The following is a 12,495-nucleotide window of genomic DNA, read 5'->3' as shown; positions in this document are numbered from 1 at the left end:
GTGTTGAACGAGCCCACGTTTTCCCCCTCCTTGCTACAGGTCAGGTCGCTTAGCAAGACTTATCAGAACCGTACCGGTCTGTTTCGCTCCCGCGCCGTACAGGCTGTCAAACCGCTCTCCTTCGATCTCGAAGTAGGCCAGACCCTGGCGATTGTTGGCGAGGCGGGCTCGGGCAAGAGCACGCTCGCGCGGATCCTGGCAGGCATGATTGAACCTTCCAGCGGCGAGATCCACATCGAGGGGCAGCTGATGCGCCATGGGGACTATCAGACCCGCTGCAAGCTGCTGCGGATGATCTTCCAGGACCCCAACTCCTCCCTCAATCGCAAGATCCGGGTTGGCCAGATCCTGGAGACACCACTGCGCCTCAATACCGAGATGAGTGAAGAGGAACGCGAAGACAAGGTAATGCAGACCCTGCGCATGGTGGGCATGCTCGCGGATCACGCCTTCTTCTATCCCCAGATGCTGTCGGCGGGCCAGCAACAGCGGGTTGCCCTGGCCCGGGCGCTGATCCTCAATCCCAAGATAGTGGTAGCCGATGAGGCACTGTCGACCCTGGATATCTCGGTGCGTTCCCAGATTATCAATCTGCTGCTGGAGATGCAGGAGACCATGGGGCTCAGCTACGTGCTGGTCGCCAACGATCTGGGGGTGGTCAGCCACATCAGCGACGAGGTGTTGGTGATGCATGATGGCCAGGTGGTGGAGCGGGGCAAGACCCTCAAGGTCTTTGCCGACCCTCAGCACACAGTGACCAAGAAGCTTATCCAGAACTACAACAACGAATATCGCCGCTGATCCTGCCACCGCCAGCCGCGGCTGGCGACATCGCCTTATTTACCCTTCCGTTACGCCATAAAAAATCCCGGCACTGTGGCCGGGAATTGCGCTCAAAAATGCATCTTGCGTCGCTTGTAGTAAGGAACCCTTGCAAGCATAGGTGTCCCTACTGGGTGCAACCACTGTCAGATCTGACAGGGGGGCCACTGTGGAAGCGAAACTGTTCATCGGGAGTGAGAATGAGATCGGCCTCCAATGCACCGAAGAAGGCGACGCGCTCACTGATATCCTCACCGGCGTACTGCTCGGCCAGCGCCAGATAGTCCTGGTAATGACGCGCCTCCGAGCGCAGCAAAGAGGTATAGAAACGACTCAGCTCCTCATCCAGATGGGGTGCCAACTTGGCAAAACGCTCACAGGAACGCGCTTCGATATAAGCGCCGATGATCATCTTGTCGACGATGGCGGCGGGCTCATAGGTACGCACATGTTGCAGCAGGCTGCGTGCGTAGCGGGAGGCGTTCACTGCCCCGTAATGAATGCCGCGAGCCGCCATCAGCTCCAATACCTGTTCGAAATGATGCAACTCCTCCTGGATGAGGCGCACCATCTTCACCAACAGCTCATTGCGCTCCAGTTCGTCAAAGACCGTCTTGGCCTCCTCCCCCATGGTACGTTTGCCGAGGATCTGCGCCTTTTCGGGCAAGGCATCCAACTCACGGTAAAAATCGAGCTTGGGCAACAGATGACGCTTTCCCTTGGGCAGACAGTAACGACGCACCAGACTGTGGGCGGTGAGCGCGGCCTTGTTCTCGCAGTTGGCATGGTCGATGAGCAGCGTGGGCAGATTGGCGGGATCCCGCGCGATACGAATCCATTCATCCGGGGTTTCACAGTGCAGAAATTGGCGAACTGGCGCGAGCAAGGCGTCCATCGAATGACCTCAATACGGGATGGGGGCGCCATGTTACCGGATCTTGGCGGGGAACTCGAGTCCGCCTCCCCGCCTTGACGACCAGGGGATCATTAACAATAACTAATGGCAGGGCAAACCAGCCGAGGTTCGCCATATTTAGGGGAAACATCATGATCCTGAACCACATATGGGGGCTTTACGCCCACCCAAAAGATGAGTGGCACGACATAGACGACCACCAGGAAACCGTCGGCCACAGCCTCACCCATGTCGCTCTGATGGCGCTGATCCCCGCCGTCTGCAGTTACTTCTCGGCCGTGCACATCGGCTGGCAAGTGGGCCGCGGCGATCCCATCATGTTGACCATGAGTAGCGGCGTCTGGATGGCGAGCGCCATGTATCTGGCGCTCATCGTCGCCGTCGTCTTGCTGGCGGTACTGGCACTCTGGATGGCACGCACCTTCGGCGCCGGCCCCAATATGTCCCAGACCCTCGAACTGGCCGCCTACACGGCGACACCGCTGTTCATGACCGGCTTTGCCGCCCTTTACCCCGTGATGTGGTTCATCATGCTGGTGGGCTTGGTGGGGCTGGCCTGGTCCATCTACCTGCTCTACACCGGCATCCCCATATTGATGCACATCCCGGAGGAGCAAGGCTTCATCTATGCCAGCTCCATGGTAACCTGCGGTCTGGTACTGCTGGTCTGCCTGATGGCGGGCACCGTGCTCATCTGGGATTGGGGGCTGGGGCCGGTATTCACCAGCTAGCCAGGATGGCGCGTCAAGCATGAATGAAAAACGGAGGCCATTGGCCTCCGTTGTTGTTCATGCGGTGTCGCACAACCTGTAAAACGTTTAACTACCTTCGTTGAAAATCTCCAGATTGTTGGCCTCTTCCTGCCACTCGCGCACGGCTTTGTTGTCGTCGTTACGCAGGGAGTTGAGGTGATCCAGATAGGCCTGATCCACATCCGCCGTCACATAGTTACCGTTGAACACCGAGGTTTCAAAGTGACGCAGTTCCGGGTTCAGCTCGCGCACGGCCTCTTCCAAATCCTCCAGATCCTGGAATATCAGGCCATCGGCACCGATAAGCGCACACACCTCTTCCACTTCACGGCCATGGGCTATCAGCTCATTGGCAGTGGGCATGTCGATGCCGTAGACGTTGGGGAAGCGGATCTCGGGAGCGGCCGAGGCGAAGTAGACCTTGGCAGCGCCAGCTTCACGGGCCATCTGGATGATCTGTTCGGAGGTGGTGCCACGGACGATGGAATCATCTACCAGCAACACCTTCTTGCCCTTGAACTCGGAGCTGATGGCATTGAGCTTGCGGCGCACCGACTTCTTGCGCTGGGTCTGGCCCGGCATGATAAAAGTCCGGCCTATATAGCGGTTCTTCACGAAGCCCTGGCGGTAAGGCAGACCCAGGGTGTGGGCGATTTCCAGCGCCACATCACAGGAGGTTTCCGGGATAGGAATGACCACATCCACGTCCAGATCGTCCCAGTCACGGGCGATCTTCTTGCCCAGCTTGCGACCCATGTTGAGGCGCGCAGCATAGACTGAGACCTTGTCGATGCAAGAGTCCGGGCGGGCGAAGTAGACGTATTCGAAGATACAGGGGTTGATCTGCGGGTTTTCCGCACACTGCTCGGAGAAGAGTTGACCCTGCTCGGTGATGTAAATTGCCTCACCCGGTGCGACATCGCGTACCGTCTCGAAGCCGATGGCATCGAGTGCCACGCTCTCGGAGGCGAGCATGTATTCGAGCTGGCCCTGTTCATCGGTGCGACGACCCAGGATCAGCGGACGTATGCCGTTGGGATCACGGAAGCCGATAAGGCCATGGCCTATCACCAGGGAGACTACGGCGTAGGCGCCACGGATCTGCTGATGGGTCTTGCGCACGGCCTGGAAGATATCTTCCGGGCGCAGCGCCATCTTGTCGCACAGATCCAGCTCGTGGGCCAGCACGTTCAGCAGCACTTCGGAGTCCGAGGTGGTGTTGATGTGGCGGCGCGCGACCTTGAACTGCTGCTCTTTCAGATCTTTGGCGTTGGTGAGGTTGCCGTTATGGGCCAGCACCATACCATAAGGGGAGTTGACGTAAAAAGGCTGGGCTTCCGCGGCGCTGGAGCTGCCGGCGGTGGGATATCTGACATGTCCAATGCCGATATGCCCTTTCAGTCGCTGCATGTGACGCACTTCAAACACATCCTTCACCAGGCCGTTGGCCTTGCGTTGCCGGAAGTTTCCACTATCAATGGTCACGATCCCGGCGGCGTCCTGGCCCCTGTGCTGCAACACCGTCAAGGCGTCGTAGAGGGCCTGATTGACGGGGGTGGTGCCAACTATACCGACAATACCACACATGTCCTTGCTACCTCGAAGTCACTGTACCTGTTTAAGAAAACTCGATGAGTTCTGCATGAAATCAAAGAACCACTGGATGACCAGCCCGAATTCGGGGATCAGCCGGGATCCCTTCCACCAATCCGCCTGAGGCAGACTGGTGAAGGTATCCATAAAAAACAGCAGGGCGCTGACGATGAGCGCACCACGCAGGGCACCGAAGCAGATGCCAAGCACCCGATCCGTGCCGGATAGTCCGGTCTTGTTGACCAGCTCCCCTACCACATAGTTGACGATGGCGCCGAGGATCAGGGTTGCGACGAAGAGGGCCGCGATGGCCAAACCATTGCGCAGCAGCTGATCCGAGATGGAGGTGAAGAAGACGGCGAGATCGGGGTAGAAGTTACTGGCGATAAAGAAGGCGACAAACCAGGTAACGAGGGACATGGCTTCCTTGACGAAACCACGCACCAGGCTTATCAGGGCTGAGAGGGCGACTATGCCCAAAATTGTGTAATCAATCCAAACCATGAGTCGTTCGTGTGTCTTGCAAAATTGCGGCGAAGTCTAACAAAAACGATTGCGGATTGCTTGGGAAACTTCTTCTCCTCCCCGTCAAAAAACTCAGGGGCGCCCAGTTGGCGCCCCTGATGGCTTAACCCCCCACCGGATAGAAGGTGGCGGCCCCTGGACCGACCGGCAGTCCCAGCACGAACACCCAGACATAGAACAGCAGGCTCCAGCCAACCAGGAATACCAGGGTATAGGGCAGCATGGTCGCAATCAGCGTACCTATGCCAAGAGACTTCTGGTAACGCACCGCCACCGCCAGGATCAAGCCGAAATAGCTCATCATGGGAGTGATGATGTTGGTCACGGAATCACCGATCCGGTACGCCGCCTGGATGACCTCAGGGGAGTAACCAATCAGCATCAACATGGGCACGAAGATGGGCGCCGTGACCGCCCACTGGGCCGATGCCGAGCCAATCATCAAGTTGATGACGGCGCACATCAGTATGAAGCCAAAGAAGAGACCGGGACCGGTCAGGCCCAGAGCCTGCAAGGCCCCTGCCCCCTTGACCGCAAAGACGGTGCCGAAGTTAGTCCAGGAGAAATAGGCAACGAACTGGGCCGCAAAGAACACCAGCACGATATACATGCCCATGGTACTCATGCTGGTGGACATCGCCTTGATCACGTCCTTGTCGCTGGTCATGGTGCCCACTACCTTGCCGTAGACGAAGCCCGGCACGGCAAAGAAGACAAAAATGAAGGCGACAATGCCGTGCAGGAAGGGGGAGCCTGCGATGGCGCCTGTCTCGGGATGGCGCAATATGCCATCCGCCGGCACCACTGTCAGTGCCAGCAGCCCGCTGACCACCAGCACGGCCACCAGCGCCGACCAGAGGCCACGCTTCTCGCGGGCAGTCAGGGACTCGGCCTGTTGATCCAGCGGCACACTCGCCTCGCTCGGGTCATATTTACCGAGCTTGGGTTCGACTATCTTCTCGGTCACCCAGGCACCGAGCCCCGTGATGAGGAAGGTACTGATAAACATGAAGTACCAGTTCACCTCCGGGCCAACCACATAGCCAGGATCTATGATGCGGGCAGCAATCTGGGTGATGCCCGCGAGCAAGGGATCCACGGTGCCGAGCAGCAGGTTGGCAGAGTAGCCACCGGAGACACCGGCAAAGGCCGCCGCCAAACCCGCCAGGGGATGACGTCCCAGAGAGTGGAAGATCATGGCCGCAAGGGGGATCAACACCACATAGCCAAGCTCGGCTGCCGTGTTGGACATGATGCCTGCAAACACCACCGTCAGGGTCACCATGCGTTTGGAGGCGCTCATCACCATGCCGCGCATGGCGGCACTGAGCAGACCGGAATGTTCGGCAATGCCGACTCCGAGCAGCGCCACCAGCACGGTACCGAGTGGGGCGAAGCCGGTGAAGTTGGTCACCAGGTTGGACACGATGCGTTGCAGTCCCTCGGCGCTGAGCAGGCTCACCACAGTGATCATGCCATCGCTGCTGCGACCCGGGGCCCCTTCCGGACGCGGATCCACCACGCTGACGCCAAACCAGGCGGCAATGCCGGAGGCCAGGATCAGGGCGAGGGAGAAGAGGGCAAATAAAGTGATGGGGTGTGGCAGCAAATTACCGAGCCACTCGACTCCGTTCAAAAAGCGATTGAACAGGCCGGGGCGCGCTGGCGCCAATGGTGTCGTCCTCGACGTCATCAATTACTCCTTATCCATTTGAAACATGCTGTCGGTCGGTGCAGCCGATACGCCTGCGTTTCTAGTGAACCTGAGCAAGGACGGAGTACGCATCCTGATCACCGAGCCGAAGTCAATCCTCGATGAATTAACCGCAAGCCTTTTACCCTCGGCTAACTGAATGCAATATGAATGGGAGCGTCAGAAACAAAAAAGCCATGGAAATCCATGGCTTATTGAATTCAAATGGGACAGGTTAGCCGATGTGGGTCAGGCCACCCATATAGGACTGCAGGGCAGCCGGGATGGCGATTCGACCATCTTCCTGCTGATAGTTCTCGATGACCGCGACCAGGGTGCGGCCCACGGCCAGACCTGAGCCATTGAGGGTATGGATCAGTTGGGGCTTGCCGTCGATACGTACCCGAGCCTGCATACGGCGCGCCTGGAAGTCGGTGCAGTTGGAGACGGAGGAGATCTCGCGGTAGGTGTCCTGAGCCGGCAGCCAGACTTCCAGATCGTAGGTCTTGGCAGCAGCAAAGCCCATGTCGCCGGTGCACAGCGCCATCACGCGATATGGCAGCTCCAGCAGTTGCAGCACCTTCTCGGCGTGCCCCACCATCTCTTCCAGAGCGTTCCAGGATTGCTCCGGGTGAACCAGTTGCACCATCTCGACCTTGTCGAACTGGTGCATGCGGATGAGGCCCTTGGTATCACGACCGTAGGAGCCCGCCTCGGAGCGGAAGCAGGGGCTGTGGGCGGTCATCTTGATGGGCAGTTCCTGCTCGTCGAAGATCTCGTCACGGGCCATGTTGGTGAGCGGCACTTCGGAGGTCGGGATCAAGGAGAGCTTACGCTCCTTGCTGCCCTCTTCGGCGTCGGAGACGATGCCAGTGTTGAAGAGATCGTCGGAGAACTTCGGCAACTGGGTGGTGCCATACAAGCTGTCCGGGTTCACCAGATAAGGCACGTAGCATTCGGTGTAGCCGTGCTGCTGGGTATGCAGGTCCAGCATGAACTGCGCCAGGGCGCGGTGCAGGCGGGCAATCTGACCCTTCATCACCACAAAGCGCGAGCCGGAGAGCTTGACGCCATTCTTGAAGTCCAGGCCCTTGAGGCCCTCACCCACTTCCACGTGATCCCGCGGCGTGAAATCAAATTCACGGACAGAGCCCCAGCGGCGTACTTCGACGTTGTCGTTCTCGTCGCGCCCAACCGGGGTGGTGTCGCTTGGCAGATTCGGCATGCCATCGGCGATGTCCTTGATATCACGCAGCAGCGATTCGAGTTCGACCTTGCTGGTTTCAAGCTCGTCGTTGATCTTGGTAACGATGGCCTTGAGCGGCGCCACATCTTCCCCACGGCGAGCAGCCTCACCGATGGATTTGGAGCGGGCGTTACGCTCGGCCTGCAGCTCCTGAGTGCGGGACTGCAGATCCTTGCGCTTCTCTTCCAGAGCATTGACCGCCGCTACGTCCAGAACGTAGCCACGTGTCGCCAGACGAGCGGCAGCCTCATCGATTTCGCTGCGCAGATATTTGGGATCCAGCATGGTTTACCTACTTTTTTCAGATGGGACCTGCGCCTGGGTCATCAAACCTGGCGAGAGAACAGATCCAGAAGTTAACATCGGTTGGCGCACCCCGGGTCTTCAGGATCGAGCCTGCAAAATCAGGCCTTCGAAATCAAGAAGATGGCGCAAGGCCGAGACAAACGGGGTCAGAGGGGCAGTGTAGCAGACCGCCCCCCTGCCCGAACAGGGACTATTGCTGTCGTTTTTGCCAAGTTTGGGGGCATGAGATAGTCGATATTCGCCGATCCGGTCGATTGGCATGCCAATCTCCGGACTCGCAGCCTACTTGTCTCTTTTGCGCGGACTCTGCTTGTCCAGCTCACGCAGATAATCCAGTTTCTGGGCTATCTGCTTCTCGAGTCCCCTGTCCGTCGGCTGGTAATAGTGCTTGCCAGCGAGCTCTGGTGGGAAGTAGCTTTCGCCAGCCGCGTAGGCGCCAGCTTCGTCGTGGGCGTAGCGGTACTCGGCGCCATAGCCCAAATCACTCATCAACTTGGTCGGTGCATTGCGCAGGTGCGGCGGCACCTCGAAGTCCGGCAGGTTCTTGGCATCGTTGAGCGCCGCCTTCCAGGCGGTGTAGACCGCATTGCTCTTGGGGGCGCAGGCGAGATAGACGATGGCCTGGGCGATGGCCCGCTCCCCTTCCGCCGGACCGATGCGATGGAAGCAATCCCAGGCCGAGAGCGCCACCTGCATGGCACGGGGGTCGGCATTGCCCACATCTTCCGAGGCAATGGCCAGCAGACGACGGGCAATATAAAGCGGATCGCAACCGGCACTCACCATGCGGGCATACCAGTAGAGGGCCGCATCGGGCGCCGAGCCGCGAATGGACTTGTGCACCGCCGAGATAAGATCGAAGAAGTGATCCCCCCCCTTGTCGAAGCGGGCCACGTGCTCCCCCACCACGGCGGCGAGCAGGGCACTGTCAATCAGCCGCTCCCCCGCCCCGTTGGCCTCGGCCATGTCGGCCAGCAGCTCCAGGTAGTTGAGAGACTTGCGCCCATCCCCATCCACCGCCTTGGCCAGCGCCTCCTTCACCCCGGGCGCAAAGGTCAGGGTGGCGTCATTGAGGCCACGGGTGTCGGTCAGCGCCTGATCGATCATGGCGAGGATATCTTCCTCTTCCAGCCGCTTGAGCAGATAGACCCGGGCTCGGGAGAGCAAGGCGTTGTTGAGTTCGAACGAAGGGTTTTCGGTAGTGGCGCCGATGAAGGTGATGGTGCCGTCTTCGATGTGGGGCAGGAACACATCCTGCTGGCTCTTGTTGAAGCGGTGCACCTCATCGACGAAGAGGATAGTGCGCACCCCGCGCCAGCTGTTCTCCTTCGCCTTGTCGATGGCGGCGCGGATCTCCTTGATGCCGGAGGTGACGGCAGAGAGTCTTTCCACCTTGGCCTGACAGTAGTGCGCCATCAGCTCGGCGAGAGTGGTCTTGCCGGTGCCAGGGGGCCCCCACAGGATCATGGAGTGGCAGTGACCGGCCAGGATGGCTTTGCGCAGGGGCTTGTCCGGCCCGAGAATGTGTTGCTGCCCTATGTACTGGTCAAGGGTCTGCGGCCGCATCCGTGCGGCCAGCGGACGAAAGTCCGACGAGAAGTCTAACGTGAGATTGCTCATCAGCGTTGATCGTCCAGCGCGACCCCCTTGGGCATCTTGAACACGAATTCGTTGCCCTTGAGCGCCGGCTTGCGGTTGAAACCGCTCAGGGTGAACTCGCTCCACTGGCCTTGAGCCTCTTTCACATCGAAGCGGCTGATGTTGTCCTGCCTGTCGAAAGTGATACGGAAGGAGGCGATCAGCTCATCCTGGTTGCGGCTGGTGACGGTAAAGACATCGTCCTGCTCGGTCACGTCGTAGTTTTTCCAGTACTTGTCATCGCTGCTGGCGATCAGGATGAAGGGAGTATTGACCACCGCATCCTGCAACTTGAGGGCGGTGACCTGTTCGACGAAGGGATCATAGATCCAGACATCCTTGCCATCGGCCACGATCAGGCTCTCATCCGGACTCTTGGTGTGCCAGTTGAAACGATTGGGGCGCGACACAAGCAGATCGCCGCTCGCCTTCTGCAGCTCTTTGCCCTTGCTGTCAAAGACAGTCTGCTGGAACTGGGCGGAGAAGAGGTTGACAGCCGCCAGCTTCTGCTTCAGATCACTGGCCGCATCGGCCCAGACCTGGCTGCTGGCGATGAGCAGTACGCTTCCCATCAATAACTGTTTTTTCATAAGGTCTCTCGATAAAAGGCCACACCCGCTAAGGGCATGGCCAGGACACAAAAGGGTTAATCACGCACCGGCGGCGGTGCCAGCACATCCCGTTGGCCGTTGCCACCGGGGCTGCTGACGATGCCCTGATTCTCCATCTGCTCGATGAGGCGGGCCGCTCTGTTGTAACCGATCTTGAACTTGCGCTGCACGCTGGAGGTGGACCCTCGGCGTGATTCCACCACGAAGGCCACCGCCTCGTCGAACAGAGGATCCAGCTCTTCGTCGCCGACATCGCCGCCACCGCTGCTGCCACCCTCATCCGACTCACCGGAGAGGATCTCCTCGATGTAGTTCGGCTCACCACGCAGTTTCCAGTCCGCTACCACCTTGTGTACCTCATGGTCATCGACGAAGGCGCCGTGGACCCGGGTCGGGTTGGAGGTACCGGCCGGCATGTAGAGCATGTCGCCCATGCCGAGCAAGGATTCGGCGCCGCCCTGATCCAGGATGGTGCGGGAATCTATCTTGCTCGACACCTGGAAGGAGATCCGGGTCGGGATGTTGGCCTTGATGAGGCCGGTGATCACATCCACCGAGGGACGCTGGGTCGCCAGGATCAGGTGAATACCGGCCGCCCGCGCCTTCTGGGCGATACGGGCAATCAGCTCTTCAACCTTCTTGCCGACGATCATCATCATGTCGGCAAACTCGTCCACCACCACCACTATGTGCGGCAGTTTCTCAAGCTCGGGAGCCATCTGGTCCATGGAGTCCCCTGGGCGCCACAGCGGATCGCGCATGGGGTTGCCCGCATCAGCCGCCATCTGCACCTTGGTGTTATAGCCCTTGAGGTTACGTACCCCGACCGCCGACATCAGCTTGTAGCGACGCTCCATCTCGCCCACGCACCAGCGCAGGGCATTGGCGGCATCCTTCATGTCGGTCACCACCTCGGTGAGCAGATGGGGTATTCCCTCGTAGACCGAGAGTTCCAGCATCTTGGGATCGATCATGATGAAGCGCAGATCGTCCGGGCTCGCCTTGTAGAGCATGGAGACGATCATGGTGTTCACCCCGACCGACTTGCCCGAGCCGGTGGTACCGGCCACCAGCAGGTGCGGCATCTTGGCGAGGTTCACCACCACCGGCTCGCCGGCGATATCCTGGCCAAGCACCATGGTCAGGGGGCTCTCGCTGTTGTGGAAATCTTCGCAATCCACCACTTCGCGCATGTAGACCGTCTGGCGAACCCGGTTGGGCAGTTCGATACCGATAAAGGTCTTGCCGGGTATCACCTCCACTACCCGTACACTGCTGGCGGAGAGCGAGCGCGCAAGATCGCGGGAGAGGTTGGTTATCTTGCTCGCCTTCATGCCGGGGGCGAGGTCGAGTTCGAAGCGGGTGATGACAGGGCCCGGGTAGACACCGACCACCTTGGCCTGCACGTTATAGTCGGCAAGCTTGGCCTCCACCAGGCGCGCCATGCGCTCCAGCTCCTCCGGGCTCATGGACTGGGTCTTGGCCGGGGGGCGGTCGAGCAGGTCCAGACTCGGCAACGGTGCCATATTGGCCATGGCAGTACGTTTGGAGACAGGACGAGGCGCCGGGCTCGGGGCCTCGTCACCATTGTCAGCCCAAGGCAGGTCCAGATCATCCTCATTGGCCATCACCACCGGCTGGCGGGGGCGCTGGGCACGTTTGACGGGGGCCGGGGCCGGCTCCTCATCATCGTCAAAATCCGGATCGAACTGGAAGGTATCTTCGTCCAGCTCAGGCAACCACTCCTCAGACTTGGCCGCCCTCTTCCCCTTGCTGCCCTGTTGGGGCGCCTTGGCCTGGCGCAACCAGCCACCGTGAGGCTCATCGTCGTCCTCATCATCCAGGGCCAGGGTGCCGGCACTGCCTTCCAGCAAGGGATCCGGTCCATCAAAGCGGGGTTGACGCCAGCCGCCACTGAGCCAGTTACCCAAAGTTGTGGGCAAGTGATAGAGGGCAGAGACTGACCCGGTACAGGCACCGCCGATCCGCTCGACTATGGTGAGCCAGGACCAGCCGGTGAACAGGGTGATGCCTGTTGCCACGAAACAGAGCAGCATCAGGTTGGCGCCGACGCCGCCAAACAGCGGGATCACGGCCGAGGCTATCACATCGCCGACCAGGCCACCGGCCGAGAAGTTCTGCATGTCATTGAAGTTCATGCTGGCGATGGCCGACATGCCGAGTACCGTCAATATGAAACCAACAATGCGCACCGACAGGGTAAGGTAGTCGACTTCCAGCAAGCGGCTCGGCCGCCAGAACAGACTCCACCCCAGCAGCACCAGCAAAGGCGGTACCAGGTAGGAGAAGGCCCCGAAGGTGAACATAGGTGATATCGGCTATCCGAGGCACCGGCGCTACCTGCCAGATTCTTACACATCCCCGTTCCGAGA

General features: G+C 59.6%; 9 protein-coding genes and 1 pseudogene. 2 read left to right on the top strand and 8 right to left on the bottom strand.

All coding sequences use genetic code 11. The features are described from left to right. The gene (locus tag G113_RS14350) at positions 1–801 is read left to right on the top strand and encodes a peptide ABC transporter ATP-binding protein (RefSeq protein WP_005905299.1); all 801 of its coding nucleotides are present in this window, start codon (positions 1–3) and stop codon (positions 799–801) included. A 148-nt stretch (positions 802–949) separates the two neighbouring features. On the opposite strand, the gene miaE is transcribed toward G113_RS14350, so the two are convergent. Next, positions 950–1,717: a tRNA isopentenyl-2-thiomethyl-A-37 hydroxylase MiaE gene (gene miaE / locus G113_RS14345; protein ID WP_005905297.1), complete on the bottom strand. Its 768-nt coding sequence runs from the start codon at positions 1,715–1,717 to the stop codon at positions 950–952. A 152-nt stretch (positions 1,718–1,869) separates the two neighbouring features. On the opposite strand from miaE, the gene G113_RS14340 reads away from it, so the two are divergent. Next, positions 1,870–2,469: a Yip1 family protein gene (locus tag G113_RS14340; protein ID WP_005905293.1), complete on the top strand. Its 600-nt coding sequence runs from the start codon at positions 1,870–1,872 to the stop codon at positions 2,467–2,469. An 87-nt stretch (positions 2,470–2,556) separates the two neighbouring features. Here the strand turns inward: G113_RS14340 and purF are convergent, their stop codons facing one another. The 7 genes and pseudogenes from purF to G113_RS14305 all read right to left on the bottom strand — a co-directional run. Further along, positions 2,557–4,077, bottom strand: coding sequence for an amidophosphoribosyltransferase (gene purF / locus G113_RS14335; protein ID WP_005905291.1), 1,521 nt, complete (start codon positions 4,075–4,077; stop codon positions 2,557–2,559). Between the two features lie 18 nt (positions 4,078–4,095). Continuing rightward, on the bottom strand, positions 4,096–4,587 hold the full coding sequence (locus G113_RS14330; RefSeq protein ID WP_005905288.1) for a CvpA family protein: 492 nt from the start codon (positions 4,585–4,587) through the stop codon (positions 4,096–4,098). A 124-nt stretch (positions 4,588–4,711) separates the two neighbouring features. After that, a complete protein-coding gene (locus G113_RS14325; protein ID WP_040319258.1) occupies positions 4,712–6,301 on the bottom strand; it encodes an AbgT family transporter in 1,590 nt (529 codons plus the stop codon). Positions 6,302–6,536: 235 nt separating this feature from the next. Further along, on the bottom strand, positions 6,537–7,832 hold the full coding sequence (serS, locus tag G113_RS14320) for a serine--tRNA ligase (protein ID WP_005905284.1): 1,296 nt from the start codon (positions 7,830–7,832) through the stop codon (positions 6,537–6,539). Positions 7,833–8,135: 303 nt separating this feature from the next. Further along, positions 8,136–9,473, bottom strand: coding sequence for a replication-associated recombination protein A (locus G113_RS14315; protein WP_005905283.1), 1,338 nt, complete (start codon positions 9,471–9,473; stop codon positions 8,136–8,138). Further along, entirely contained in the window at positions 9,473–10,081 is a 609-nt protein-coding gene (lolA, locus tag G113_RS14310; protein WP_005905282.1) for an outer membrane lipoprotein chaperone LolA, read from the bottom strand. Before lolA ends, G113_RS14315 begins: the two co-directional genes overlap by 1 nt. Before the next feature lie 56 nt (positions 10,082–10,137). Then, positions 10,138–12,495: pseudogene (locus tag G113_RS14305) on the bottom strand (DNA translocase FtsK); the annotation flags it as partial.

The sequence above is a fragment of the Aeromonas molluscorum 848 genome, assembly GCF_000388115.1.
GTDB classification, from domain to species: domain Bacteria; phylum Pseudomonadota; class Gammaproteobacteria; order Enterobacterales; family Aeromonadaceae; genus Aeromonas; species Aeromonas molluscorum.
Note: the sequence above shows the minus strand (reverse complement) of the source record. Positions and strands in the feature narration are given on the sequence as shown.